This is a genomic window from Streptomyces sp. NPDC003300, from assembly GCF_040610915.1.
GTDB lineage: Bacteria > Actinomycetota > Actinomycetes > Streptomycetales > Streptomycetaceae > Actinacidiphila.
In genome coordinates this window covers 113,105-139,673 of record NZ_JBEXNE010000012.1, presented here as the reverse complement: position 1 = coordinate 139,673, position 26,569 = coordinate 113,105, and the positions used below count along the sequence as shown (strand labels likewise).

The following is a 26,569-nucleotide window of genomic DNA, read 5'->3' as shown; positions in this document are numbered from 1 at the left end:
TGAACCCGAGCAAGGGAGGGTGGAGCGCCATGCCCAACGCGGAGTCTCCCGCCGAGGTCCCCGACCGGTTGCAGGAACTGAGCGACCTCAAGGAGCTGGCCCGGCAGGGCCCCGACCCCACGGCGACAGAACGCCAGCACGCCAAGGGCAAGCTGACCGCGAGGGAGCGGATCGACCTGCTCCTGGACAAGGGCAGCTTCACCGAGGTCGAGGCGCTGCGGCGGCACCGGGCCAGCGGCTTCGGCCTGGAGGGCAAGCGCCCGCACACCGACGGCGTGGTCACCGGCTGGGGCACCGTCGAGGGCCGGACGGTCTTCGTCTACGCCCACGACTTCCGGATGTTCGGCGGCGCGCTCGGCGAAGCGCACGCCGAGAAGATCCACAAGATCATGGACATGGCCATCGCGGCCGGCGCCCCGCTGGTCTCGCTCAACGACGGCGCGGGCGCCCGTATCCAGGAAGGCGTCTCCGCGCTCGCCGGTTACGGCGGCATCTTCCAGCGCAACACCAAGGCGTCGGGCGTGATCCCGCAGATCAGCGTGATGCTCGGCCCGTGCGCCGGGGGCGCCGCGTACTCCCCGGCCCTGACCGACTTCATCTTCGCCGTCCGCGGCATCTCGCAGATGTTCATCACCGGGCCCGACGTCGTGCAGGCCGTCACCGGCGAGGAGGTGACCCAGGACGCGCTCGGCGGCGCCGACGTGCACGCCAGCGTCTCCGGCGTCGCCCACTTCGCCTACGACGACGTGCACACCTGCCTCGCCGAGGTCCGCTACCTGCTGTCGCTGCTGCCGTCCAACAACCGCGAACTGCCCCCGGCCAGCCCTGGACAGGACCCGGTGGACCGGCCGGGCGACGCGCTGCTGGAGATCGTGCCGACCGACGGCAACCGCAGCTACGACATCAGGGACGTCATCGAGGAACTGGTCGACGACGGCGACTCGATGGAGGTGCACGCCGCCTGGGCGCCCAACATCGTCTGCGCGCTGGCCCGGCTCGACGGGCAGACCGTCGGCATCGTCGCCAACCAGCCGTCGGCGATGGCCGGGGTGCTGGACATCAAGGCGTCGGAGAAGGCCGCGCGCTTCGTGCAGTTCTGCGACGCCTTCAACATCCCGATCGTCACCCTGGTCGACGTCCCCGGCTTCCTGCCCGGCGTCGACCAGGAACACGACGGCATCATCCGGCGCGGCGCCAAACTGCTCTACGCCTACTGCAACGCGTCGGTGCCGCGGATCTCGGTGGTGTTGCGCAAGGCGTACGGCGGCGCGTACATCGTCATGGACTCGCAGTCGATCGGCGCCGACATCGCGCTGGCCTGGCCCAGCAACGAGATCGCCGTCATGGGCGCGGAGGGCGCGGCCAACGTCGTCTTCCGCCGCGAGATCGCCGCCGCCGAGGACCCCGAGGCGATGCGGATCCAGAAGATCGAGGAGTACCGCAGGGAACTCGTGCACCCCTACTACGCGGCCGAACGCGGCCTGGTGGACGACGTCATCGACCCGCGCGACACGCGGTCGGTGCTGATCCGGTCGCTGTCCATGCTGCGGACGAAGGACGCGGACCTGCCGCGCCGCAAGCACGGCAACCCGCCGCAGTAGCCCGCCGTACTCCGCACAGCCCTTGACGGTGCGTCAGCGCAGCCGCCCGCAACTCGTGCATTCCGTCCGGCAGTTCCGAGACCGAAGGGGACACCGCCCATGCCCGCCGCCATCACCGCTCCCACCCCCGCCGCACCGCACCTGGTGCGGGTCGGCACGCTGACCATCCCGGCGCAGCCGGGACCGCCCGCGCTGGAGACGATCAACGCCGCGCCCGCCGTGGTGCCGCTCGCCGCACCCGAGGCGGCTCCGGCGCCGACGACGCTGGTACGTGTCGAGCGCGGCACCGCGACACCCGAGGAGATCGCCGCGGTCACCGCCGTGCTGCTCGCCCGCGCCGCCACCGTTCGCGCGGCGGCCGACGCCGACCACGCGACGGCCGCCCGCCGCCGGGGCGCCGCACGCTGGCGCGCGCACGGCTTCACCGGCCCGCGCGCCTGGACCGCCGGGACCCGGGATCTGCTCGCGAGTTGAGCGCGGCCGGTCCCGTAGGAGTACCTGAGCGCCCGATGCTTCGAGCACTGAGCACTGAGCACTGAGCACTGAACACTGAGCACTGAGCACTGAGCACCGAGCACCGTCAACGGCCCCACGCGCTTCGGCGCGTGGGGCCGTTTTTCGTCGTCTCACCCGCGATTCCCGCCGGAGGCGATTTCCCCCGGCCGCGCGGCGGGGTCCCGCGGCCGGAAGAGGGCAGGCGTCGTAGCGTGACGGGGACGTACAACGGATCATCGGACCGCACGACGCGAGGGGACCTCATGTGCTGGAGCGCCACGGCCGATCTGGCGGCGGGCTCGGTGATCTGCGCCCTGGGCGTGACCTGCGTCGCGCGCGTACGCCGGGCCCGGGACCTGCCGCTGGCGGCGCTGCCGCTGGTGCTCGGCGCCCATCAGCTCATCGAGGCCGCGGTCTGGCACCGCGGCGGCGGCACCGGGCCCGCCACCCTCGCGTGGGCGATCATCGCGCTGCCGCTGCTGGCCGCCTATGTGCCGCTCGCCGTGCTGACCGCCGCGCCGCCGGGCGGGCGGCTGCGGCTGGCCGTACCGGTGCTGGCCGGACTCGCCACCGCCGTCGTGCTCGTCGCCTGCCTGATCGACCGGGCGCCCGTCGCCGACATCCGCGGCCACACGGTCGGCTACGCGGTGGACGTGCCCGCCGTACCGCTGGTCATCGCCGGATATCTGGTGGCCACCGTCGGCTCCCTGCTGCTCAGCGCGGACCGGATGCTGCGGCTGCTCGGCGTCCTCACCGGGGTGGGGGCCGCGGTCTGCGCGGCGGTGTGGCGGACCGAATTCGTCTCCACCTGGTGCGCCTTCGCCGCCGTCGTCTCCGTCGTCCTCCTGCTGTGGGTACGGCGGCCGTCGACGGGGCCGGCGCCGACCGCGCCCGTACTGTCGTAGCGGCTGATCACACGTCAGACTGGGCGGATGCGTCCTCACCGTACCGTGTCCACGGTCGCCCTCACCGTCGTCCTGATCACGCTCGGCCCGGCTCTCGCCGCCTGCTCGTCGGGCTCGCCGTCCCCCGGCTCGCCCGGCGCCGCCCGTTCCGGCCCTTCCGGCCCCGGCGCCGTCGATCCCGACGCGGTCGACCCCAACAGCGGTGTGAAGCCGTCGGAGTCGACCGCCTCGGGCCGCACCGTCGCCACGTACACCGCCGCCTCGGCGATGAGCGCGGACCAACTCCAGGAGACGGTGCGGCGGCTCAAGGAACGCGCCGCCGCCTTCGGACTGACCGGCACCCGTATCGAACAGCGCGGCAACGTCATCACCGCCGACGCGCCCGGCGACAGCGGCGACCGGCTGCGGCAGTTGGCTGCGACCGCCGAGCTGGCCTTCCGGGCGGTCAAGGGCGATCACGCGGAGGGGTCCGCCGAGATTCGGCAGCGCTTCGACGCCCTCACCTGCCCGGTCACCGGCACGCCCCCGCTGTCCAGGCCCGAGGAGCCGACCCCGGCCTGCGACGCCAAGACCGGCCAGAAGTACCTGCTCGGCCCGGTCGCGCTCGACGGCGAGGACGTCAAGAGCGCCAAGTCCGCGTACGAACCGAACTCCGGCCAGTGGATGGTGAATCTGAACTTCACCGAGCGGGGCGCGAAGACATTCGGCACGGTCACCGCGGCGCTGGCCCAGGAAACGCCGCCCGCCAATCAGTTCGCGATCCTGCTCGACGACGACCTGCTGTCCGCACCGGCCGTCCAGCAGGCCATCACCGACGGCGCGGCGCAGATCTTCGGCGACTTCGACCGGAAGCGCGCGGAGGACCTGGCCGCCCTGATCGGCAGCGGCGCGCTGCCGGTACGGCTCACGGTGAGCGGGGTGACGCGGCAGCCGTAGCCGGTCGCCGCGCCGGCATGATCGCCGGACACTGTGTGTCCGGCGTGTGTTCGGGTGTGTGTTTGGCTAGGGTGACGGCCGGAGGTGGTCCGGTTGTCGAATGAGCAGGGCGAGCTGTTCGCTTCGGTCGACGCGCTGCTCGAACAGGTGGCCGCGCAGGACTCGCTGCCGGAACCCGCCGAGCGCAAGCGGCTGCGTGAGGCGGCCGGGATCAGCCAGGACCAGATCGCGAAGACGCTCAAGGTGCGGCGCGAGACGGTCACCGCGTGGGAGTCCGGCCGCGCCGAGCCGAGGTCGCCGAAGCGGGCGGCGTACGTACGGCTGCTGGACGGTCTCGCTGCGCTGCATCCGGCGCCGCCGGTCGCCACGGCTCCTGAGCCGGCCCCGCAACCTGTGCCCGTACCTGTGCCCGTACCGGAGCCCGCGCCGGTCGCCGTGGTGGCGCCGCCAACTCCCCGGCTCCCGGCCCCCGTTGACCCCGCACCCGAACCAGCAGCCGCCCCCACGCGCCAGCCCGCCCCGCCGCCGCGCCGCCCCGCCCCCGCCCGCCGCCCCCAGGCCCCCGCCTCCGTCCGGGCCCCCGAGCCCGGTGCCGATCCGCGGTTCGCCAACGGACCGCTGGCCGTCGTGGACGGCGACGGCAGCGCGTACTGCGTCGGCGGCCTCGTCCTGGAATGCCCGGCGGACGACATTCCGTCGCTCGTGCAGTGGGCCCTCACCGACGCACGCCTTGGCGCGGCCCGGCTGCACCGCTCGGGCAAGGACGCCGACCCGCTGGTCGTCCTCACCGAGTCCGCCACCACCCGCTTCGGCCTCCCCGCGGAACTGGCCGACCGGCGCGGGCTGCGGCTGCCCGAGGACCACGAGGCCGTACGCCGCGTCGCCCGCGCGGGCTGGCAGCTCACCCGGCGCGGCTTCGGCCCCTGGGCACGCGTCTACCGGCCCGCGCAGGCCGGACAGCGCCAGTGCGTACAGCTCGCGATCCTGCCCTGGGGCGCGCTGGACAGCCGGTCGTGGGGGAACGTGGACCAGGCGCCGCCCGCCGAAGTGGCCCGCGTCCTCGGCACGTACGCCACCCGCGTGATCACCCCGCGCGGCTCGACCGCCGTCTGCGGCCTCGAACTGATGACGAGCCTGCGCCCGCCGACCAGGGCCGTACGGGACGAGGCGAGCGGCGCGTGGGTGTCGGGGCAGGTGGCCGGCGCGCTCGGCGCCGCCGTCGACCCCGCGCCGCCCGAGGCCCCCGACGAGCACCCCGTGGCGGCCCGGCTCCATCCGCGCGGCCACCGGCGCACACCGGACCAGGTGCTGGACGAGGAGGCGTACGACTGGATCCGCGACCCGCAGCTCCTCGGCGACGACGAGTGCGCCCGGCCGTACGCGGTCGGCATCGACGTCAACATGGCCTTCGCCGCCGCCGCGAACCGCCTCACCGTCGGCCTCGGCGCCCCCGTCCACCGCACCGCCCCCGGCTTCGACAAGGCGCTGCCCGGCTGCTGGCTCGTCGACCTCTCCGGCATCGAACTCGACCCCCGGCTGCCGAGCCCCTTCACCCCCCAGGGCACCCGCCCCGAGGGACCCGCCTGGTACGCCACCCCGACCGTCGCCTACGCCGTCGAACTCGGCCACGACGTCAAGCCCGTCGAGGCGTACGTACGGCCGGAGACCGGCGCGTATCTGGACGCCTGGTACACCCGGCTGCGGGACGCCTACCTCGCCACGATGGGGCAGCTCGGCGTCACCGCGGGGATGGACGAGGCGGACTTCCTGGCCGCGATGGCCGTCCACAAGGACACCGATCCGGGCCTGGCCGCCGTGCTGTCCGCCGTCAAGGCGACCGTCAAGGGCGGCATCGGCAAGCTCCGCGAGCGCCCGCAGGGCGCGGGCTACCGGCCGGGGGAGCGGTGGTCCGCGCTGGACCGCCCCACCTGGCGGCCCGACATCCGCGCGGCCGTGATCTCCTCCGCGCGGGTCAACATGCACCGCAAAATGCGGAAGTTCGCCGCCGTCGGGCTCTACCCGCTCGCCGTGCTGTCCGACTGCGCCGTCTACGCCTCGGACGGCCCCTCGCCGCTGGACTTCCTGCCGCGCGCGCCGGAGGGCAAGCCGCTGCCCGGCGGATTCCGGCTCGGCGTCAGTCCCGGCATGGTCAAGCACGAAGGCACCCAGGACCTGATGTGGGCGGTCGAACTCCTCGACCAGGGCCACAACCCGGCCCGGCACATCAAGGGCACCGACGCCGCCGTCGACGGAGAGTAGGACCACAGCGTGGGCATCATCGGCGACAGCCTCGACAAGGCGACGGCCAACACCCAGACCCGGCCGATCCCCAAGTCCGCGCAGGCCCAGATGCGCTTCCTGGTCAAATACGCCAAGGGCTCCACGCGCGCCGTCGCCCAGCGCCTCGGCGTCACCCAGCGCACCGTCGAGCGCTACCTGAAGGGCACGCTCAAGCGGCCGCGGCGCGAACTCGCCGACCGCCTCGCCGCCGCCGTCCGGCAGGACTGGCAGCCCCGTGTCAAACAGCGCGCCCAGCGCCGCGCCGCCACCTCCGACGGCCTCGTCATCGAGACCCGCGCCCGCTTCGGCTTCACCGCCGCCCCCGGCTCCACCGACGACGGCCGCATGCGCCGGATCACCCAGCACCTCCCGCCCGCCTACGCCGCCCGGCTCTTCGAAGCCCAGTCCTCCGGCGCCACCGAACAGCAGCTCCAGGCCATCGCCGCCGAGGGCCTCCAGGAGGTCTACTTCAAGGACAGCGGCCGCCGCGCGGACGGGCTGCTGGTCGAGTTCACCGACATCGACTACGTGGAAATCGACTTCTGACGGAGGCGCTCGTAGGGGCGGACCGCACGCACACGGTGACGCCGACCTGGCGGACACCGCGCTGCGCGCCGCGGAGGCCAAGGCGCGCGAGCGCGGCGCCGCCGTGCGGTTCCTGCACCACGACGCGCGGCGGCTGCCGGAGCTGGGGGAGCGGGCAAGAGGCGAGGCCCGACGCGCAAGAGACCGGGCACGAGACCGCGTATGAGGCGAGGCCCGAGGCGTAGAAAGGCCGTGCGGGCCGTCAGTAGCGCAGCACGGCCGCGATGTGGTGGGAGCCGTTGAGCATCGCGTCGGGGACGAAGTGCACGCGGGCGCCGGTGTCGAGGGCCTGTTCGGCGATCTCGTCGACGATGTCCTCACGGGCGCCCGGGGTTTCTGGCGTGGCGGGGACGAGGTGGTCGGCGTCGTCGCGCACGGTGGTGCGGTAGTCGTCCTCGATGACGACGACGGCGGCGCGGCCCTCGACGACGCACTGCCAGACCTCGTCCACGCCCGCGGCGAAGGTACGGCGGCCACGGGCGGCGTCGAGTTCCGCGAGGACATCCGAGACGTCCTGGTCGGCGCGCTCGCGGACGGCGGGCAGCACGGCCTGCCGGACGGCTTCGGCGGGGCCCTTGGACAGACCGCCCTGGAGGACCCGGACGGCCTCCTTGGCATCGGGGCTGACCTCGTCCAGGACGGCGAGGGCCTCGGCCTCCGCGACGACGTAGAGGGGCCGCGGCTCGGCCGTGAGCACCGTACCGACGGCGTCGGCGACCTCGCGCAGATAGCGGCGGGTCTCCTCGTCGTTGAAGGTGCTGGGCCGGTCCCCGATGCGCTCCTCGCGCTCGATGTCGGTGTCGGGCAGCGACCGGGTCTTCGGGAAACCGCTCGCGGTGTGCTCGGTCAGCCGCTCCCGGCCGCCGCCCCACAAAGTGGCGTGGTCGGCGGAGACCGCCAGCACCCAGTACGGCTGGTCGGCCGCCTGCGCGGCGATGAGATTACGGGTCAGGAACGTCTGCGCGAGCAGCACCCGCTCCGGCACCGAACGGTCCAGCGACCACACCTGGTGCTCACCGGGCGCCGCGAAGATCGCCAGACCGTCCTCGGCGTGCACCAGGTCCACCTCGGACAGCGCCTTGTCCAACTGCTCGACCACATCGATCCGGTCGGCCCTGGACACCTCGGGGTCGGACTCCACCTCGTCCTTGGCCCGCGCGATGAGATTGCGCAGGCGTACGGCGTCCTGCGCGTTGTCCGGCTCCCGGCGGTGCGTCGGCATCAGCACGGAGACGGCGGGGTAGTGGCGCGGACGGCGCAGGTCGGCGAGGGTGGCGGGGCTGAGAGGCGAGTGCATGGCAGGCCCTTCCGGCGAAGTCCCCCCGGACATGAAATCCCTTTGTCTCTTTATGGATATCTCACTGGGGCAGTGGCCGCAGCTCGTACAGCAGTGCGTCCTCCGCCCACGCCAGCGCGTCCTCCACGCTGTCGTGCCGTACCGCGACACCGCCCCAGTGCTGGTCCGGCGCGCCGACCAGGGCGACCTGGTGCCCCGCCGCCGAGATCCGCTCGAAGGCGTTGCCGAGCATCAGCCCGGCCACCGGATTGACGTGCGTCACGCGCTCCATGTCGACCACCACCCAGCCGGGCACCAGCGGCACGGCGCTCGCCAGCGCGTGCAGCAGCCGCTCCGCCGCGGGGAAGTCCACCTCGCCGCGCGCGGCCACCAGCACCACCCGGTCGCCGTCCCGGTCCAGCAGGTCGCGGTCGGCCGTCACCCGCTCCCGCCCGGAGGAGACCCGGGTCCCCGTACCGCCGCTGCCGCCCGTGCCGACCCGCGTGACGGTGTCCGCGCCCGGCACCGGGTGGTGCATCAGATGCATGCCGAACCGCCGCGACAGCTCCCGCAGCGCGACCACCCCGCGGATCGTACTGCCGGTACGGTCCAGCGGCGGGCTGTAGCAGGCGATGCCGAACCGGGCCGGGCTGGCCGCCGCGAGGCCGCCGGACACCCCGCTCTTGGCGGGCAGCCCCACCCGCACCAGCCAGTCACCGGCCGCGTCGTACATCCCGCAGGTCGCCATCACCGACAGCACCTCGACGGCCACCTGCTCGGCCACCACCCGCTCGCGCGTCACCGGATTGACCCCGCCGTTGGCGAGCGTCCCCGCCATCACGGCCAGATCGACGGTGTTCACCAGCACCGAGCACTGCCGGAAGTACACCTCGGCCGCCTCCACCGGATCGGTGCGCAGCGAACCGGCCGCGTGCATGAGATACGCCAGCGCCCGGTTGCGGTCGCCGGTGGCCGCCTCCGAGCGGTAGACGTCCTCGTCCACGGTGAGCCGCCGCCCGGCGAAGGCGCTCAGCGCGTCGAGGATGCGCGCGGACCGTTCGCCCGGCGAGGCGGCCGGTACGAGATTGGTCGTCGCGATGGCCCCCGCGTTGATCATGGGGTTGGCGGGGCGGCCGGTGCCGTGCTCCAGGCTGATCGCGTTGAAGGCGTCGCCGCTCGGCTCGTTGCCCACCCAGCGGGTCATCTCGTCGAGGCCCAGCTCGGACAGGGCCAGCGCGTGCACGAACGGCTTGGACACCGACTGCACGGTGAACTCGGTACGTGACCTGCCCGCCTCGTAACGGTGGCCGCCCATGCTCACCAGCGCGATGCCGAAGTCGTCCGGGTCGGCCAGCGCGAGCTGCGGGATGTACGACGCCACCTCGCCGTCCCGCAGCGGCAGCAGTCGCCGGTGCACCTCGGCCAAGCCCTCGCTGACCACGTCGAACGCCACCGGATCGGTCATGGCCTCATGCTCGGCCCGCCCCGCCGACCCCGCAAACGCGCAAGGCCCGCGGCGGGCACCCCATCGCAGGGCCGGTGCGGACACCCCACCGCCGGGCCCGGCGCGTCACCCGTACGGCACCGCGCACGCTGCGCGCCGCCGGGGCACCCCGCACGGTGGAGGGGCGGCCGGAGCGTGTGCCCGACCGGTGACCAGCGCAGAAACCGGAGGGGAAGCCCGTGAGCCGACGTCGTACCGAGGGGACCCGCGCAGGAGAAACCGGTGACGGACGGGTCCGTACGGCCCGCTCGCGCCGCCTGCGCTCACTGACCGCGGCGGCGCTGGTGGCCATGGCGGCCGGCGGCCTGGCGCTGGTGTCGGCCTGCGACAACTCCTCCGGCAACAGCTCGACCGGAGCGACGACGCCCGGCGGGCCGCCCAGCACCGGGAACTTCTCCGGCACCCTGCCCTCCCCGCTGGACTCCCTCGCCTCCGCCGCCCAGCAGACCGCCTCCGCCGCGCAGTCCTCCGCGAAGGCAGCCGCCTCCAGCTTCGAGGCGTCGGTGGAAGCGGGCGCGGGCAGCGCCGCGGCCGAGGCGAAGTCGGAGCTGGCCAAGGTCGACGGGCAGGGCAACGCCGTCAAGGACGTCCAGCTCACCGGCTTCCCCAAGGCCAGGACCGGCGGCCTCAACGCCGTCCTGGTCAGCATCACCAACACCACCGACACGAAGGCGTCCTTCGCCGTCAAGGTCGAATTCGCCGACTCCGACGGGGCCGTCGTGGACTCCACGGTCGTCGGCGCCCGCGACGTCGAGCCCGGCAAACACGCCCAGCCGGTCGCCTTCAGCACGAAGGACGCCGACAAGACGCTCTTCCCGCGCGTGGCCCAGGCCCAGCGCTACTGAAGGACGCCCCGGCCCGCTCCCGCCCTCCGTCAGCGCGTCCGCCCCGGCGGGGGGCCTGCTGACAGCCCTGGACTCGTGTGCGAAGCTGCCTTCCGCGACAAGGGGAGGTGGCGGTGGGACGGGCGGGGAACGGGGGAGGGCCGCGGACGAGCGCCGGGGCACGGGCGGCGCTCGGCGTCCTGGTGATCGCGGGTCTGGCGCTCAGCGCCCTGGTGCTGCGGCCCGAGGGCAAGGCGTTCGGCAAGGGCGGCGGACCGCTCGGCGGCAATGTGTTCGTGGTGGCGCTCGGCCTCGCGTGGTTCATCGGCGCGCTGATGCTCCACAACCGCTATGTGCTCCAGGTCGGTGACGACGCCGAGTCCGACCCGCTGCGGCAGCGGCTCGTGGACGTGGTCCGCGCCGCACTGCTGGGCGCCGCCTTCGTCGTCCCACTGCTGATCCTCGTCATGCACCGGTTCCACGCGTCCGGCCGTACCTCGGGCGGTGGCAAGGACCGCAAATGGCGAGACGCCACCGCGCCGACCCCCAGCGCCCCCACATCGCCACGTCCGCTCAAGAGGCACCAGGACAACCACGGCTTCCCCTCCTGGCTGACGCACGTCCTGATCGGCATCGGCATCGGACTGCTGGTGCTGGCCGTCGTCCTCGCCGCCGTGCTGCTCTGGCGCTATCTGCGGTCGGGTGAGGCGGAGCGGCAGGACGGCCCCGGGTACGACCAGGCCGACGACGAGGACGAACTGCTCGCCGAGGCCGTGGAGTCCGGGCGCCGGGCGCTGCGGGACGACGCCGACGCGCGCGCCGCCGTCATCGCCTGCTACGCCGCCATGGAACGGTCCCTCGCCGCCTCCGGCATCGCCCGCCGCGCCTCCGACAGCCCGCAGGACCTGCTCGAACGGGCCGTCACGGCAGGCCGGTTGGCGGGCCCGAGCGCGGCGGCGCTCACCGCGCTCTTCCGTGAGGCGCGCTACTCCACCCACCCCATGGACGACGGCCACCGGGACCGCGCCGCGCGGGCACTCACCGAGATCGCCGCCCAACTCGCCCCGGACGAGGCCGCCTCGGGCGACGGCGGCGGTTCCGGGGAGCGGACCACCGAAGCAGCCGCGGAGGCCGCACAGTGAAAGAACGCCTCCGGCGGGCGGCGGGCCCGCCCGGCTCCGTACGCCACTCGCTGACCCTGCTCGGCTGCCTCGTCGTCGCCGCCGAAGTGCTGCTCGCGCTCACCGACGGCCTCGTCGCCGCGGCCACCGGCCTCGCCCTGATCACCGTCGTCGCGCTGGGCGTCGCCCGGTACGTCGGCGGCGCGGGCGCGCAGGACAGCGGATACCGCAAGTCCGTACGGCTGCTCGGCGGTCGCGCCCCGGCGCTCGGCGAATGGCCGCGGGTCGTCCGCAAGGCGCTCGGCCCCGAAGGCGCCCTGCACTTCCACTCCACGCTCCGCCCGCAGTTGCAGCGGCTCTTCGCGGCCCGGCTCGCCGAGCGGCACGGGGTGCTGCTGCGCAAGAGCCCCGACCGGGCCCGCGCGATCGTCGGTCCCGACCTGTGGCCGTGGATCGACCCGACGACCGGCCCGCCGCAGCCAGCGATTCCCGAAGCCGTACTGCGGGCGCTGCTCGACCGTCTGGAGACGCTGTGACCGCGCCCGCATTTCGCGCGTCCGCCTTGCGCCGCCCCGCCCCCGTATTCCGCGCGTCCGCCGCGCGCCGCCCCGCCCCCGTACCCCGTTTCACGACGCTCCACGACCAGGCAAGGTGAGGACCGCAGTGACCAGCTCCGAGCGCATATCCGACCACGACGCCGACGCCCTGAGCCCGCGGCGGGCGGGTGAGAGGGCCGCCGAGGTGCTCGCCGAGATCCGCACCGCCGTAGTCGGCAAGCCGGAACCGCTGGAGCTGGTCATGCTCGGCGTGCTCGCGGGCGGCCACGTCCTCATCGAGGACCTGCCGGGACTCGGCAAGACGCTGCTGGCCAGATCCTTCGCCACCACCCTCGGACTGGAGTTCCGCCGCATCCAGTTCACCCCCGACCTGCTGCCCTCCGACGTCACCGGCGCGCCCTTCTACGACCAGCACAGCGGCGAGATGGTCTTCAGGCCCGGCCCCGTCTTCACGCACCTGCTGCTCGCCGACGAGATCAACCGCACCCCGCCCAAGACCCAGGCCGCCCTGCTGGAGGCGATGGCCGAGTCCCAGGTGTCGATCGACGGCAGCACCCGCGAACTGCCCGACCCGTTCGTGGTGATAGCGACCGCCAACCCCATCGAGTACGAGGGCACGTACACGCTCCCCGAGGCGCAGCTCGACCGGTTCCTGCTGCGGGTGCGGATGGGCTATCTGTCGGCGCCGCAGGAGACCGACATGCTGCGGTCCAGGATCGACAGGGCCGCGCCCGAGGCGAAGCTGCGCACCCTCAGCGGGCCGTCGGAAGTGCTGGCGATGCGCGCGGCCGTGGAGCGGGTCGAGGTCGAGGACGACCTGCTGGAGTACATCGTGGCGCTGGTCGGCGCGACCCGCGACCACGCGCACATCCAGGTCGGCGCGTCACCGCGCGGCGGCCTCGCGCTGGTCCAACTCGCCCGCGCCCGCGCCGTGCTCGACGGCCGGGACTACGTCACCCCCGAGGACGTGAAGTGGGTGGCGGTCCCGGCGCTCGCCCACCGCGTCACGCTCCGCCCCGAGCTGTGGGTCCGGCAGATCAACGCCGACGACGTGATCCGGGAGATCGTGCAGTCCGTACCCGCCCCGCAGACCCTGCCGCTGGCGGCCCGTGACGCCGTCGCGTCATGACCGACCCCCACGCGGCCGTCGCCCGCGCGCTCGGCGGCGCGCAGCCTCCGCCCGGCGAGCGGCGGGCCGTGCCCGCGGAGCCACCGCCGCCGCCGCCGACCGGCTGGCGCGCGGGCGAGCGCGCCCTGCGGTACGGCACGGTGACCGCGGTCGCCGTCGCCGCCGCCCTGCTCACCGGACGGCCGTGGCTGCTCGCGCTGGCCGCCGGCCCGCTGGTGCTGCTCGCGCTCTCACTCCCGTACGGCACGCGCACGGCGCGGATGGACGTCACGGTCGACGTCGAACCGCGGCGGCTGTTCGAGGACGAGACCGTCACCGCCAGGATCACCGTCGCGTACGACGGCGACCGCGGGCGGCTCGACCCCGGCGTCACGCTGGGGCCCGGTGTACGGCTCGACCATCTCACCGTGGGCAGTTCGCGCGTGGAACTGCGGCTGACCGCCGAGCGGTGGGGCCGCTGGACGCTCGGTACCGTCGACCTCGACCTCTACGACGCGGGCGGCACCGCCCGCCGCACGGTCCGCGCGGACCTCGGCGAGGTGCGGGTGTTCCCCGTGCCGTCCCGCGCCGGGATGACGCCCATCCCGGTCCGCCTCCCGCAGCGGCTCGGCGAGCACACCGCGGCGCAGCGCGGTGAGGGCGTCGAGGTCACCGGCGTGCACCCGTACATCCGCGGCGAGCGGCAGCGGCGGATCAACTGGCCCGCCACGACCCGCCGCGGCTCCCTGCAACTCCAGCAGTTCGCCGCGGAGCGCGCCGCCGACACCGTCGTCATGCTCGACGGACTCGGTGACGTCCTCGACCCGGTCACCGGCACGTCCTCGCTGGACGAGACCTTCCGCGCGGCGGCCGGACTGGTCCGCGCCTATCTGCGCACCCACGACCGGGTCGGCGTCGTCTCGGTGGGCGGCACGACCCGCTGGCTCCAGCCGGGCAGCGGGGACGGCTACTTCTACCGGATCGTCGAGAGCGTCCTCGAAGTCCGCAAGGACATCTCCTACCGCACCGAGGGCGTGAGCAACCTCCCGCCGCCCGCGCTGCCCGAAGGCGCGATCGTGTACGTCTTCACGCCGCTCGCCGACCAGCGGATCCTCGACGTGCTGCATCGCGTGGCGGCGCGGGCCCTCGCCCTGGTGGTGATCGAGATCGCCACCGCGGACCCGTACATCGAACCCGGCGACGTCAACGCGGAGCTGGGCCTGCGGCTGTGGCGGTCCGAGCGGGACGCGACGCGCTTCGCGCTGAAGGAGCGCGGCATCGCGGTGGTCACCCACGAGCGCGGCGAGACCCTCGATCTGGCCCTGGCGCCGCTGGTGCGCACACGTATCCACGGAGGCAGGCGATGAGCGGTACGGCGGAGCGGCCGGGCGCGGCCCCGGCACCCTCGCCCCTGACGCCCGCGGCACCTTCGGCTCCCGCCCTGACGCCCGCGGCCCCGGCCCCCTCGGCCGACGCGCCTTCGGCACCTTCTGCACCTTCGACCCCCGCCCGGGCGGCCCGCCGCATCCGGCTCCCCGCCCAACTGCCCGCCCGCTGCCTGGCCGTGGCGCTCGCGCTCGCGGCGTGCGACGCGCCGGAGGCCGTACGCCACTCGCTCGGCGCACAGGTGGCGCTGCTCGTGGTGGCCGGGGTCGCCTGGTGGGCGGCGCCGATGGTGGACGAGCGGCCGGTGCGCAATTCGATGCGCTGGGCGAAGATCGCCGCCCGCCGCCGCTCCACCGTCCTCGCCGTGGGGTCGGTGGTGGCCGCGGCGGTCACCGAACCGCCGACCTGGCTGGCCGCCTGCGTCGTGGGCCTCTTCCTGGCGTATCTGCTGATCACCGACGACTGGACGCGGGGCGCGACCGCGCCGCGCGCCGCCCGCGGCCCGGCCCCTGCCCTGACCGCGGCGGCGGCCGTCGTCCTGACCTTCGTCTGCGCGACGGTGCCGGTGGCCGGTACCGACTGGGCACGGCTGCCCGCCGCGCTGGCCCTGGCGGCGACGGTCGGCTGCGTCGCCTTGGCCGTGCGCGGCCGGCGCGGCCCGCGCTGACCGCCGCCTCCTCGCGCGGTGCGGCCTCGCCGCGTGCCGCGGCCTCCCGCGCTCAGGCCGACTCCGCCGCGGCCAGCGCGCGGGCCTGGGCGAGCCACCGCGTGAACAGTTCGGCGTCCACGTCGTCCAGAGCGCGCAGCTTGACCGAGGCCATGGCCCGCGCGCCCGGCTCCAGCCGCCCGCTGGCGTCCTCGACCTGCTGGCCCTGCCAGAGCCCGAAGGTCACATAGGAGCCGTACGCCTTGAGCAGGCAGACCGGTGCGACGCCCGGCGCTCCGCCCAGGCTCCACACCGGGTGGCCGTGCCACATGGCGCCGGGCGCGTCCGGCAGCGCGGCCTCGATGATCTCCCGCGCCTTCGTGCCGACTTCGCGCAGCGGCTCCTCCAGGGCGGCGAGGTAGTCGGTGACGGTGGTGGTGGACGTGGCCATGCGGATCACTCCCGAGCGTCGGATACGGCTTGTGCGGGGTTGACCGGCGCGGCGTCCGAAACTCATCGCCTCCGGCGGAGGTTTTTTCACCGCCACGGTCCGCCGGGTCCCGCACCGACCCCGGACAGGCTCCGGGCCGGCTCCGGGACGGCCCTGTATCGGTTCAGCAAAGCCCCTGACATCGAGGGAACACCCCGCTTCCCATCAGCACTTGCGGTGCTTTACCGTTTAATGGACAGCCGGTCGGCGGGGTCGCTAGGTTGGGCGCCGCGGGCCACGGGGCCGACAACCGGCCGGAAACCGCCCGGCGGCAAGGCAACAGCAGGCAAGGAGCAGGGATGAAGGACGTCACGCCGATCGCCGACGGCTGGAGGCTGCGCCTTCCCGAGTCCGGGTCGGCAGCCGGAGCCGGAGGCGGAGCGGACGCCGTGCCCGCGCTCGGGTCCGGCACCGTACCCGCCCAGGTACCCGGCTGCGTGCACACCGACCTGATGGCCGCCGGGCTGCTGAAGGACCCGTTCCTGGACCGGAACGAGACCGCGGCGGCGTGGGTGGGACGCGCGGACTGGACGTACGAGACAGTGCTGCCGCCGCGTGCCACCGGGCACGAGCGCACCGACCTGGTCTTCGACGGCCTGGACACGGCGGCCGAGATCCGCCTCGGTGACACCGTCCTCGGCGCCACGCGCAACATGCACCGCGGTTACCGGTACGACGTCACCGAGCGGTACGGACCGGCGGGCGAGACCGCGCTGACCGTCGCCTTCACCTCCGCCTACACCGAGGCGGAACGGGTCCGCGCGCTGGTCGGCGACCGGCCCAACTCGTACCCCGAGCCCTTCCAGTACATCCGCAAGATGGCCTGCTCCTTCGGCTGGGACTGGGGTCCGACGCTGGTCACCGCCGGGATCTGGAAGCCCGCGCGGCTCGAACACTGGTCGACCGCGCGGCTGTCGGGCGTCACCCCGCTGGTCACGGTGGCCGACGGCACCGGACGGGTCGAGGCCCGGCTGGAGATCGAGCGCACCGCGTCCGGCCTGAACCGCCCGCTGACCGTCCGCCTGCGGGTGGGGGAGACGCGGGTCGAGGCCGACGTGCCCGCGGGCGCCGACCGGTGCACCGTCACCGCCGAGGTGCCCGGCCCCGAGCTGTGGTGGCCGCACGGCTACGGCGCCCAGCCGCTGTACGACTGCGAGGTCACCCTCGTCGACGCCGGGACCGAGAGCCCCGACAGCGAAGACGGCGTCGCGCTCGACCACTGGCAGCGCCGCATCGGCTTCCGCACCGTCACCCTCGACACCGCCCCCGACGAGAAGGGCACCCCCTTCACCCTGCTGGTCAACGGCGAGCCGATATTCGCCCGCGGGGTCAACTGGATCCCGGACGACGTCTTCCCGACCCGGATCACCCCCGACCGCTACCGCCGCAGGCTCCAGCAGGCCAAGGACGCGGGCGTCGACCTGATCCGCGTCTGGGGCGGCGGGATCTACGAGAGCGACGACTTCTACGACGCCTGCGACGAGGCCGGGCTGCTGGTCTGGCAGGACTTCCTGTTCGCCTGCGCCGCCTACTCCGAGGAGCAGCCGCTGCGTTCGGAGGTGGAGGCCGAGGCGCGGGAGAACGTGGCCCGGCTCGCCCCGCACGCCAGCCTCGTGCTGTGGAACGGCAACAACGAGAATCTGTGGGGCTTCCGCGACTGGGACTGGGAGCAGGATCTGGCGGGCGCGTCCTGGGGCGAGGGCTACTACCTGGGCCTGCTGCCCCGCGTGGTCGCCGAGACCGACCCCACCCGGCCCTACTGGGCGGGCAGCCCCTGGTCCGGCTCCTGGAACCACCACCCCAACGACCCGGCGCACGGCACCGCCCACTCCTGGGAGGTGTGGAACCGCCGGGACTGGACCGGCTACCTGGAGGACGTGCCGCGCTTCGTCGCCGAATTCGGCTGGCAGGCGCCGCCCGCGTACGCCACACTGCGCCGGGCGCTGACCGACGACCCGCTCACCCCGGACTCGCCCGGCATGCTGCACCACCAGAAGGCCGCCGACGGCAACGGCAAGCTGGACCGCGGCCTGGCCCACCACTTCCCGGCCCCCGCCGACTTCGACACCTGGCACTACCTGACGCAGGTCAACCAGGTCCGCGCCATCGCGTGCGGCATCGAGCACTGGCGCTCGCACTGGCCTGCCTGCGCGGGCACCGTCGTCTGGCAGCTCAACGACTGCTGGCCGGTGACGTCGTGGGCCGCGATCGACGGCGACGAGCGCGAGAAGCCGCTTTACCACGAGCTGAAGCGGCTCTACGCGGACCGGCTGCTCACCGTCCAGGAGCGCGCCGACGGCCTGGTCGCGGCCCTGGTCAACCAGAGCGCGCGGGACTGGTCGGGCACGGCGGTCCTGCGCAGGGTCGCGGTGGACGGCGCCGTACTCGCCGAAGCCCGGCTGCCGTTCACCGCGACGGCCCGCACGGTCGCCGAGATCGCCGTACCGCACGACCTCGTACCGCCGGGTGACAGCACCAAGGAACTGCTGACCGTCGAGGCCGAAGGACCCGGCGGCGGCGAGGACGTCCGCGCCCTGTGGTTCCCGGCCAGGGACAAGGACTTCGCCTACCCCGCGCCCCGCTGGGACCTGGAGCTGGCCACCTCCGACGGCGGCGCCACCGAAGTGACCGTCACCGCCCGGACGCTCCTGCGCGACCTGCTGCTCCAGGCCGACCGGCTCGACCCCGCGGCCCACGCCGACCGGGGCCTGGTCACGCTGCTGCCCGGCGAGCGCGTCACGATCACCGTACGCGGCTGGGACCGGCCGGAGCCCGGAGCCGCCGCCGCGGCGCTGTACTGCGTCAACTCCGCGGTCCAGCGCACGGATCCGGGCGACGAGCGGTGAGCCCTCCGGCCGGGGAGCCGGGACGCCGCCCCACCATCAAGGACGTCGCCTGGGACGACTCGCAGCTGTGCCAGCTCACCCTGCCGAAGCTGTCGGCGATGAGCCATGACGTCTTCGGCTTCGGCGCCGAGGTGGCCCGGCGGCTGCTGACCGTGCTGAAGGGCGGCACACCCGGGACGGGACCGGTGGCCACCCCGGTGCTGACCCCGCGCGAGAGCACCGCCCCGCCCGCCCGTACGACCTGACCGGCGAGCGCCGGTCCGCTTCGCTCCCGCTGCGTCCCTACTTCGTCGCGCCTCTGGTGAATCCGTTGTAGATGAACCGCTGAAGGAACAGGAAGATCACCAGCGTCGGCACGATCACCAGGATCGCGCCCGCCGAGATGTCCTCCCAATGCGCGCCGTAGGGCCCCTTGAAGCGGAACAGCGACGTCGAGATGGTCCCCAGACTCTCCGACGGCATGTACAGGAAGGGGATGTAGAAGTCGTTGTAGACCGTGATCCCCTTGATGATCACCACCGTGGCGATGGCCGGTTTGAGCAGCGGCAGGATGATCCGCCAGTAGATCGTGAAGGTGTTCGCGCCGTCGATCCTGGCCGCCTCGTCCAGCGAGACCGGAATGCTCCGGATGAACTGGAGGAAGATGTAGATCGACACGATGTCCGTGCCCATGTACAGCACGATCGGTGCCCAACGGCTGTCGTACATGCCGAAGTTGTTCACGATCTTGAAGGTCGCCACCTGTGTCGTCACGCTCGGCACCAGCGAGCCGATCAGGAACAGCGCGATCACCAGCCGCCGCAGCCGGAAGTGGAACCGGTCGATCGCGTACGCCGCCATCGAGCCGATCAGCACCGTGCCCGCGATCGAGAAGACCAGGATGAAGGCGGTGTTCCCGAACGCGCGCAGCATCTTCCCGGCCCGGAAGGCCGTCACATAATTGTGGTAGTTCAGCCAGTTGTGCGGCAGCGACAGCGCCCCGCCGTCCGCCGTCATCTCCTGCGACGTCTTGAGCGAGGTCAGGAACACCGCGACCAGCGGCAGCAGCACCACCGCGGAGGCCAGCACGAGCGAGAGGTACACCAGCGCTCTGACCAGCACCCTGCGGGTGCGCGCGGGCCGGTCGACGGTCTCCGGCGGCGGGGCCTGCGCCGTGTCGCGGACGAGCAGCGAGGTCATACGAGATCGTTCCTCTCGTCGGGCACCACGACGCGCTGCAACCAGGTCACCAGCAAGATGATCACCAGCAGGGCGACGGCCGCCGCCGAGGCCAGCCCCATCTTGTTGAACTCGAAGGCCAGCTTCACCGTCTGGATCACGAAGGTCTGAGTGCCCGCCGCGCCGCCGGTCATGATGTACGGGATCTCGAACGCCGACAGCGAGCCGGAGATCGCCAGGATCGCGCTCAGACTCAGCACCGGTTTGATGCCCGGCGCGATGATGTGCCGGAACTGCTGCCAGCGGTTGGCGCCGTCCAGTTCCGACGCCTCGTACAGCTCACCGGGGATCGACTGGATCGCGCCGAGGAACAGCACGAAGTTCAGGCCCATGAAGCGCCACACCGACACCGCGGACAGCGAGGTGTTCGCCGTCCGCCCGCTGCCCAGCCAGAAGTGGTGCCCGTGCACCCCGAAGGCGCTCAGCACGGTGTCGAGGGTGCCGTGCGGCTGGAAGAAGTACAGGAAGACGAAGCCGATCGCGACCCCGTTGAGCAGGTAGGGGAAGAACAGCAGGCCCTTGAAGAGATTCCGGAACCGCAGGTCGAAGCTGAGCACGGTCGCGAAGTACAGCGCCAGCGCGATCTGCGCCACCGACGCCACCAGGTAGTAGACGCTGACGAAGAAGACCTGGAACAGCTCGGGTCTGGTGAACAGCTCCACGTAGTTCTTGGTCCCGACGTAGTTCCGGTCGGGGCTGACCCCGTCCCAGTCGGTGAAGCTGTCCCTGATCATGGTGCCGACCGGCAGGTAGGTGAACGTGATCAGCAGAGCGAGCGGCACCGCCAGGTACAGCCACGGCGTCACGGTCCGCCAGACCCGGGCGCGCGTCACAGGGCGGCGGTCTTCTGCGCGTTCGCCCACTTCTTGGCGAGGCCGGCGAAGATGCCGGGGAGATCACCCCCCGCGGCGCCGCGCGCCACGTCGATCAGGTGCTGGCGGTACTCGGGCTTGTCGGTCATGCCGATCTCGGACTGGTTGTCGATCCTGGTGACCTTGGCGCTCTGCGCCTGCGACATCTCCACGAACCGCACACCGGCGTCCTGGAACGGCTTGAGGGCCGACGGCAGCGGTCCGCCCTTGAGCGTGGGGACGGCCTGATTGGTCTGCACGTAGCCGGACTTGTCGGTGAACCAGTCGATCCAGGCGCGGGCCGCCGCCTTGTTCTTGGAGTGGACGTTCACCGCCTCCTGGTAGTCGGGCGCCACCGGGGTGCAGAAGGTGCCGTTCTTCTGGGAGGGGAAGGGCATGTAGCCGATCTCGGACGGGTCGCGCCCGGCCTTCTTCGCCGCGTCCTGCATCTGCACGATGGACCACGAGCCCAGCCACATGGTGGCGATCTTGCCGGTGGCCAGCAGATTCTTGCTGTTCTCCCAGTTGGTGGTGGTCGGGTCCTGCTCGGAGAGCTTGTCGTGCACGATGGTGTAGAGCAGCGTGTCGCCGACGTTCAGGTCGGTGCCCGCGCGCCAGGGGTCCGGGTCGGTGGCGGGCTCGTCGGCCGCCTTGGCGTCGCAGGTGGCCGCGCCCTGCACCGAGGTCCAGGCGGTCAGCGGCCAGCCGTCCTTGTAGTTGGTGTAGTACGGCGTCGCGGAGGTCTTGGCCTTGACGGCCTTGAGGTCGGCGAGGAAGGCGTCGGGAGTGGTCGGCCAGTCGGTGACCCCGGCCTGCCGCCAGACGGCCTTGTTGTAGACGAAGCCCGCCGCGTTCGCGAAGTTCGCGATGCCGTAGACCTTGCCGCCGACCGTGGCCTTGCCGGTGAAGGTGTACTTCTTTCCCAACTCCTCGGCGCTGCCCAGCGAGGCGAAGAACTTCGGGTAGTCGTCGGTCTTGATGGCCGCCGGGATCATCAGCACATCGCCGTAGTTCGAGGTGTTCATCCGGATCTTCACCTCACCCTCGTAGTCCGTGATCCCCTCGAAGGTCACCCGCACCTTCGGGTAGAGCTTGCTGAACTCGGCGGCGTACTTCTTCATCGTGCCGTCCTGCACGAGGTCGGTCCGCTGGGTGAGGACCTTGATGTCACCCGACACCGCCGACGGGTCGGCGGGCACGGTGGCGGTACCGCCCTTGGACGTCGAGCCCCCGCCACCGCAACCCGCGGCGAGCAGCGCCATGGTCGCCAGCAGCGACCCGGCGAGTGCCTTGCCCTTCATGTGCACCATCTCCGTCTCCACAGCGCGGTACTTAAGCGATTCAGTGGCGGAACGACCGCACTATTGCATTGGGTTGTGGGCCGGTAAAGGGACTGATTCAGCGCTGATGCTTAACCGTTACATTGCGGTTCAGCGCGCCGCCGTCCGAGGGCGCGGGTTCGGGGCGACGGGCGCGCCGCGCCGTGGGGTAGGGTCGATGCCGTCAGCGGCGGGCCAGGACCCGCCACAGCAGTGGAGATCAGCCGAGATCAGCCGAGGAGGTGGGACCGATTACCGGTATCGCAGGCCGGGTGCTCCCGCCGTACGGCCGAGCGGTCTCTCCGACGTAGGTGAGGCCGGGGGAGTGCCCGTGGGCTTCCCGAAAGGCTCTACATGTCGGACTTCACCGCACCGTCGCCCGAATCCACCGTCGTCGCCGCGCTCAGGGCGGCGGGCTGTGTCTTCGCCGAGGACGAGGCGCGGCTGCTCATCGCGGCGGCCGGGACCCCCGAAGAACTCACCGCGATGGTCGCGCGCCGCGCGGACGGTCTGCCGCTCGAACACGTCCTCGGCTGGGCCGAGTTCGCCGGACAGCGGTTCGCCGTGGACCCCGGCGTCTTCGTACCGCGCCGCCGTACCGAATTCCTCGTCCAGGTCGCGGCCGGGCTCGCCGCGCCCGGCGCCGTCGTCGTGGACCTGTGCTGCGGCTCGGGGGCCGTCGGTGTCGCCCTGGCCACCGCGCTCGGCGGCGGCGTCGAACTGCACGCCGCCGACCTCGACCCGGCCGCGGTGCGCTGCGCCCGCCGCAATGTGGCCCGCGTCGGCGGGCGGGTGTACGAGGGTGACCTCTTCGCGCCGCTCCCGGCCGACCTGCGCGGACGGGTCGGGCTGCTGGCCGCCAACGTCCCCTACGTACCGAGCGAAGAGGTCGGCCTGCTGCCGCCCGAGGCCCGCGACCACGAGGCCCTGATGGCGCTCGACGGAGGCGCTGACGGCCTCGACGTCATGCGCCGTGTCGCCGCGCGGGCCACCGACTGGCTCGCCCCCGGCGGTTCCCTGCTGGTCGAGTCGAGCGAGCGGCAGGCCCGGCGGGCGGTCGGCCTCTTCACCGCCGCCGGGCTCCGCGCGCACGTCACCGACTCGGACGAGTTGTACGCGACCGTCGTCGTCGGCACCCGGCCGTCGCTCGGGGCAGGCGGTTAGGGCCCGCCCCGGACGCGTCGTGGCGGGCCGTCGGTCAGTCGGCCTGCTGGTCGGCGGTGCGCAGGCCCGCCGACCACTTCTCCTCGATGTTGCCGAACCGCCAGACGGCGAAGGCGACGGCCCAGGTGGCGAAGAACAGGCCCACGATGACGTAGCCGACGATGTTGAGGTCGATCCCGCCGACCCAGTCCCAGAAGGCGCCGTGGAACCCCGCCTTGTCCGCGACCAGGCCGAGGAGTTCGACGGTGCCGATGATGAGGGCGACGGCGACCGACAGGCCGGTGATGGTGAGGTTGTAGTAGACCTTGCGGACCGGCTTGGAGAACGCCCACTCGTAGGCGAAGTTCATGAACGAGCCGTCGATGGTGTCCAGCAGCGACATGCCCGCGGCGAAGAGCACCGGCAGGCAGAGGATCGCGTACCAGGGCAGCCCGGACGCCGCGCCGGAGCCCGCGAGCACCAGCAGTGCGATCTCGGTGGCGGTGTCGAAGCCGAGGCCGAAGAGCAGGCCCAGCGGGTACATCTGCCACGGCTTGGTGATCGACTTCATGACCCGGCCCAGCAACCGGTTCATGAAACCGCGGTTGTTGAGCTGCTCCTCCAGCGCCGCCTCGTCGAAGTGGCCCTCGCGCATCTGCCGGAAGACCTTCCAGATCCCGGCCAGGATCACCAGGTTGATGAAGGCGATGACGTACAGGAAGGTGCCGGAGACGGTGGTGCCGATCCAGCCGGTGACGTTGTGGAGCTGGGAGTTGTCGTCCTCGACGGGATTGGCGAGCGCCTTGATGCCGAGCGAGAGCAGGAAGGCCAGGCCGAAGACGATGCTGGAGTGGCCCAGCGAGAACCAGAAGCCCACCGACAGGGGCCGCTTGCCCTCGCCCATCAGCTTGCGGGTGGTGTTGTCGATCGCCGCGATGTGGTCGGCGTCGAACGCGTGCCGCATGCCGAGGGTGTACGCGGTGACGCCGATGCCGATGCCGAAGGACTTGGTGCCGAGGCTGTAGTGCTCGGGGGCCACGATCGCCACCAGCGTGAACCAGCCGATGATGTGCAGGGCGAGGATGAAGGCGAACATGCCGCCGACCCTCGTCCACTCGGCGCGGGTCATCGAGCCGGCGATGCGGCGCCAGCGGGACCCTGGTGGTGCCGGTGCGTCCGGAGACGTGGCGGTGGTCATTTCATCAGTCCTTTGTCGAAGCGGGCGAAGCCAAGCTAGACGCACCTCTGTCCTTGTTGCAAGGTACTGGCAATAAGGATGCCCACCCTGGCCTGCCCCAAGCTCAGCGGGGTGCCGGTACCACCGGCGCGAGGACGCAGTCGCCGCAGAGCCCGCCCGCGCCCCCCGGCGCGGCCCGGTAGATCAGGCAGCAACTGCGCCGGCGGAAAGGCGCGCCCGGTACGCCCGTACGCGCCCCCGTGCTCGTACCGCGCAGCGGCGGCCGGTCCAGCAGCAGGGCGGCCAGCGACCGTACGCGCCCGGCGTCGGCGGGGCGCGCCGCGGCGAGCATCCCGGCGGCGCCGTTCAGCGCGGAGGCGCTGTTGCCCCACAGGATGTGCGGGGACACCTTGAAGGGCGCGAAGGCGTCGGCCAGTTCGCGCACCGGCCCGTCGAGCAGATGGCGGGCGAGGGCGGCGGCCACGGCCTCCCCTCCCGCGGGCGCGCCGGGAGCCGTGTGGCCGGTGTCCTGAGGCGTGTGCGGCAGCGACAGCGGGAAGGGGCCGCCCAGGACCGGCTGCCAGCGCAGATCGGCGAGCCGCAGGCCCGGCGCGACCTCGCCGCGCAGGACCGCGAGGGCCAGCGTCGGCGACAGCACCCGGGCGACCAGGCCGAGGTGGGCCACGGACGCGGCGACCCGCGATTCCACGGCTTCCGCCTCCCGGCCGCCCGCCGCCGCGAGATACCGCCTGACGCCCGCCACCCGGTCGCCGAGCGCGGGTCCGCCGTCGGCCAGCTCGGCCATCGAACGCCAGGGAGCGCCGGTATCGGAACCGGCGCGGTGCCCCTCGGCGGCGAAGAACGGGCCGAGGGCCGCGAGATCCGCCGTCCGGGACGCCTCGGCGGGCGGCTCGGACGGCGGCGGCGCGTCGTCGTTCATCGGTTCACGCGCTGACCGGGTCCGTCCTGCCGGTCTGCGCGGCGGGGGCGGTGCGCGAGGCGAGCACCCGCTCGGCCAACGGGCCGAAGGCCAGCCCGATCACCGTCCACAGCAGGAGCTGCGCGGCCACCGAGTACAAGCGGAAGGAGAACAGCACATCGGCGGGGAATCCCGGATAGACGATCCGGCCCTTGTCGTCGGTGAGCGGCAGCGGCGTCTCCGTCGCGTGGTTGCCGAAATTCTCCTTGTTGTACGCCAGGTGGCCCAGTTGCGGCAGCAGCGCCATCACCACGCCGATCGCGACGACGAAGGCGGCACCGGCGAGCAGGGTCGCGTTCCAGTTCCCGAACCGGGCCTGGAGCCTTCTGCCGAGCAGTGCCGCGCCGACCAGAAAGGCCAGCGAACACACGACCATCACCAGATAGAGCCCGGTGCGGTCCTTGATGGTGTCCTCGTGCCCGATGGCGGGCGGATTCGCCGGGTACTTGAGGAACGGCACCAGGTAGATGCCGAGGAATCCGCCGCCCGCGACCAGCAGCGCGAGATTGCGCGCCCGCAGATTGCCGACGCGTCCCAGGCAGACCGCGTAGGCGACCGCGAAGAGCGCGCCCATGGCCATGCCGAAGAAGATCATGCCGACGCCGATGCCCACGTCCGCCTGGACGGTGCGGCTGAACAGCTCGTGTCCCGCGTGCTCCATCGGCAGCCCGGCGGCTTTGTCGAGCGCGGCCTGCGCGTCGTCCCTGCCGCTCTCGTAGTCGATCGCTTTACTGATGTCCGGCTCCGCGAAGATCCGCGCGAAGAGGAATGCGAGCAGCCCTGCGACTGCGCCGACGACTATGCCGCGCAGGATGAGTTTCTTTTCCATGTCGAATTGTCCGTCTGTTCTGTCGGCTCCGTCGGCGCGAACTCAGTGGCAGGGGAAACCGAGGAAGTGCCGGGCGTCGTGGACGAACTCGTGGATGTGGGTGTCCTTGCCGAAGACGCTGACCGCGCCCTGGTCGACACCGATGAAGTAGTAGACGGCGAAAGCCAGGATCGCGGTGCCTACCAGCCACATCACGGCCTTCGAGACCGGCAGGACAACCGGTGTGGCGGTGGTGGTGGGAGCGGACACAGAGCTCACGGGTGGGCCTCCTTCAGGGATTCGGCGTCCCTCGATCGAATGGGGCGTTGTGACGGCGGAGTATCTGACTCACCGGCCACCTCCTCGATGACCGGCTACACAGTGGCGCGACCGTGCTGGATTTTCACCAGCTTCCTCACGCCATCACGTAATTGAGCGTAGGGGCTGTCGAACAGGCACGTCAATCGGGCCTGCGACGTTGTGACATACGCCCCTGACCGCTGTGCGAGACTCC

Annotated in this window: 24 protein-coding genes, 1 pseudogene and 1 riboswitch; of the genes and pseudogenes, 15 read left to right on the top strand and 10 right to left on the bottom strand. The window is 72.5% G+C overall.

Annotated elements, in window-relative coordinates:
- Positions 1-29 precede the first annotated feature (29 nt).
- From ABZX65_RS19575 to ABZX65_RS19550, 6 genes are all read left to right on the top strand, one after another.
- Complete coding sequence (locus ABZX65_RS19575) at positions 30-1,601, top strand: acyl-CoA carboxylase subunit beta (protein ID WP_355341348.1); 1,572 nt, start codon at positions 30-32, stop codon at positions 1,599-1,601.
- 222 nt (positions 1,602-1,823) lie between these two features.
- A complete protein-coding gene (locus ABZX65_RS19570; protein WP_355341345.1) occupies positions 1,824-2,075 on the top strand; it encodes an acyl-CoA carboxylase subunit epsilon in 252 nt (83 codons plus the stop codon).
- A 284-nt stretch (positions 2,076-2,359) separates the two neighbouring features.
- Positions 2,360-3,001, top strand: coding sequence for a DUF6629 family protein (locus tag ABZX65_RS19565; RefSeq protein WP_355341076.1), 642 nt, complete (start codon positions 2,360-2,362; stop codon positions 2,999-3,001).
- A 27-nt stretch (positions 3,002-3,028) separates the two neighbouring features.
- Positions 3,029-3,937: a hypothetical protein gene (locus ABZX65_RS19560; protein WP_355341073.1), complete on the top strand. Its 909-nt coding sequence runs from the start codon at positions 3,029-3,031 to the stop codon at positions 3,935-3,937.
- Positions 3,938-4,030: 93 nt separating this feature from the next.
- On the top strand, positions 4,031-6,196 hold the full coding sequence (locus tag ABZX65_RS19555) for a helix-turn-helix domain-containing protein (RefSeq protein WP_355341070.1): 2,166 nt from the start codon (positions 4,031-4,033) through the stop codon (positions 6,194-6,196).
- Between the two features lie 9 nt (positions 6,197-6,205).
- Complete coding sequence (locus ABZX65_RS19550) at positions 6,206-6,763, top strand: XRE family transcriptional regulator (RefSeq protein ID WP_355341067.1); 558 nt, start codon at positions 6,206-6,208, stop codon at positions 6,761-6,763.
- A gap of 241 nt (positions 6,764-7,004) precedes the next feature.
- Here the strand turns inward: ABZX65_RS19550 and ABZX65_RS19545 are convergent, their stop codons facing one another.
- Both ABZX65_RS19545 and glsA read right to left on the bottom strand, forming a co-directional pair.
- Positions 7,005-8,099, bottom strand: a complete 1,095-nt coding sequence (locus ABZX65_RS19545) for a chemotaxis protein (protein ID WP_355341064.1) — start codon at positions 8,097-8,099, stop codon at positions 7,005-7,007.
- Between the two features lie 61 nt (positions 8,100-8,160).
- Positions 8,161-9,543: a glutaminase A gene (gene glsA, locus ABZX65_RS19540; protein ID WP_355341061.1), complete on the bottom strand. Its 1,383-nt coding sequence runs from the start codon at positions 9,541-9,543 to the stop codon at positions 8,161-8,163.
- Between the two features lie 218 nt (positions 9,544-9,761).
- On the opposite strand from glsA, the gene ABZX65_RS19535 reads away from it, so the two are divergent.
- The 6 genes from ABZX65_RS19535 (at position 9,762) to ABZX65_RS19510 (ending at position 15,245) form a co-directional block, all read left to right on the top strand.
- The gene (locus ABZX65_RS19535; RefSeq protein ID WP_355341058.1) at positions 9,762-10,427 is read left to right on the top strand and encodes a hypothetical protein; all 666 of its coding nucleotides are present in this window, start codon (positions 9,762-9,764) and stop codon (positions 10,425-10,427) included.
- 113 nt (positions 10,428-10,540) lie between these two features.
- Positions 10,541-11,548, top strand: a complete 1,008-nt coding sequence (locus ABZX65_RS19530; RefSeq protein ID WP_355341051.1) for a DUF4129 domain-containing protein — start codon at positions 10,541-10,543, stop codon at positions 11,546-11,548.
- Positions 11,545-12,063, top strand: a complete 519-nt coding sequence (locus tag ABZX65_RS19525; RefSeq protein ID WP_355341048.1) for a hypothetical protein — start codon at positions 11,545-11,547, stop codon at positions 12,061-12,063. Before ABZX65_RS19530 ends, ABZX65_RS19525 begins: the two co-directional genes overlap by 4 nt.
- A gap of 127 nt (positions 12,064-12,190) precedes the next feature.
- The gene (locus ABZX65_RS19520; protein ID WP_355341045.1) at positions 12,191-13,213 is read left to right on the top strand and encodes a MoxR family ATPase; all 1,023 of its coding nucleotides are present in this window, start codon (positions 12,191-12,193) and stop codon (positions 13,211-13,213) included.
- Positions 13,210-14,559: a DUF58 domain-containing protein gene (locus ABZX65_RS19515; protein WP_355341042.1), complete on the top strand. Its 1,350-nt coding sequence runs from the start codon at positions 13,210-13,212 to the stop codon at positions 14,557-14,559. The genes ABZX65_RS19520 and ABZX65_RS19515 overlap by 4 nt, the downstream gene beginning before the upstream one ends.
- Positions 14,556-15,245: a hypothetical protein gene (locus ABZX65_RS19510; protein ID WP_355341039.1), complete on the top strand. Its 690-nt coding sequence runs from the start codon at positions 14,556-14,558 to the stop codon at positions 15,243-15,245. Before ABZX65_RS19515 ends, ABZX65_RS19510 begins: the two co-directional genes overlap by 4 nt.
- Positions 15,246-15,297: 52 nt before the next feature.
- On the opposite strand, the gene ABZX65_RS19505 is transcribed toward ABZX65_RS19510, so the two are convergent.
- A complete protein-coding gene (locus ABZX65_RS19505) occupies positions 15,298-15,675 on the bottom strand; it encodes a DUF1801 domain-containing protein (RefSeq protein ID WP_355341037.1) in 378 nt (125 codons plus the stop codon).
- Between the two features lie 338 nt (positions 15,676-16,013).
- Here ABZX65_RS19505 and ABZX65_RS19500 point away from each other — a divergent pair, with 338 nt between their 5' ends.
- The gene (locus ABZX65_RS19500; protein WP_355341034.1) at positions 16,014-18,560 is read left to right on the top strand and encodes a glycoside hydrolase family 2 protein; all 2,547 of its coding nucleotides are present in this window, start codon (positions 16,014-16,016) and stop codon (positions 18,558-18,560) included.
- A gap of 44 nt (positions 18,561-18,604) precedes the next feature.
- Positions 18,605-18,805 (top strand): annotated as a pseudogene (locus ABZX65_RS19495) (substrate-binding domain-containing protein); the annotation flags it as partial.
- A 37-nt stretch (positions 18,806-18,842) separates the two neighbouring features.
- Here the strand turns inward: ABZX65_RS19495 and ABZX65_RS19490 are convergent.
- Genes ABZX65_RS19490 through ABZX65_RS19480 form a run of 3 tightly spaced genes read right to left on the bottom strand, consistent with a single transcriptional unit; the run spans position 18,843 to position 21,930 of the window.
- The gene (locus ABZX65_RS19490; RefSeq protein WP_355341031.1) at positions 18,843-19,739 is read right to left on the bottom strand and encodes a carbohydrate ABC transporter permease; all 897 of its coding nucleotides are present in this window, start codon (positions 19,737-19,739) and stop codon (positions 18,843-18,845) included.
- A complete protein-coding gene (locus ABZX65_RS19485; RefSeq protein WP_355341028.1) occupies positions 19,736-20,611 on the bottom strand; it encodes a sugar ABC transporter permease in 876 nt (291 codons plus the stop codon). The genes ABZX65_RS19490 and ABZX65_RS19485 overlap by 4 nt, the downstream gene beginning before the upstream one ends.
- A complete protein-coding gene (locus tag ABZX65_RS19480) occupies positions 20,608-21,930 on the bottom strand; it encodes an extracellular solute-binding protein (protein ID WP_355341342.1) in 1,323 nt (440 codons plus the stop codon). The genes ABZX65_RS19485 and ABZX65_RS19480 overlap by 4 nt, the downstream gene beginning before the upstream one ends.
- A 372-nt stretch (positions 21,931-22,302) precedes the next feature.
- On the opposite strand from ABZX65_RS19480, the gene ABZX65_RS19475 reads away from it, so the two are divergent.
- Positions 22,303-23,112: a putative protein N(5)-glutamine methyltransferase gene (locus ABZX65_RS19475; RefSeq protein WP_355341025.1), complete on the top strand. Its 810-nt coding sequence runs from the start codon at positions 22,303-22,305 to the stop codon at positions 23,110-23,112.
- A gap of 34 nt (positions 23,113-23,146) precedes the next feature.
- On the opposite strand, the gene ABZX65_RS19470 is transcribed toward ABZX65_RS19475, so the two are convergent.
- The 4 genes from ABZX65_RS19470 to ABZX65_RS19455 form a co-directional block, all read right to left on the bottom strand.
- Positions 23,147-24,289: a HoxN/HupN/NixA family nickel/cobalt transporter gene (locus ABZX65_RS19470; RefSeq protein WP_355341022.1), complete on the bottom strand. Its 1,143-nt coding sequence runs from the start codon at positions 24,287-24,289 to the stop codon at positions 23,147-23,149.
- A gap of 103 nt (positions 24,290-24,392) precedes the next feature.
- Complete coding sequence (locus ABZX65_RS19465) at positions 24,393-25,208, bottom strand: (2Fe-2S)-binding protein (RefSeq protein WP_355341019.1); 816 nt, start codon at positions 25,206-25,208, stop codon at positions 24,393-24,395.
- Positions 25,209-25,212: 4 nt separating this feature from the next.
- Positions 25,213-26,076: a CbtA family protein gene (locus ABZX65_RS19460; RefSeq protein WP_355341016.1), complete on the bottom strand. Its 864-nt coding sequence runs from the start codon at positions 26,074-26,076 to the stop codon at positions 25,213-25,215.
- Positions 26,077-26,118: 42 nt separating this feature from the next.
- On the bottom strand, positions 26,119-26,268 hold the full coding sequence (locus ABZX65_RS19455; RefSeq protein ID WP_188281174.1) for a CbtB-domain containing protein: 150 nt from the start codon (positions 26,266-26,268) through the stop codon (positions 26,119-26,121).
- Positions 26,269-26,370: 102 nt separating this feature from the next.
- Positions 26,371-26,519: riboswitch (cobalamin riboswitch) on the bottom strand.
- Positions 26,520-26,569: the final 50 nt, after the last annotated feature.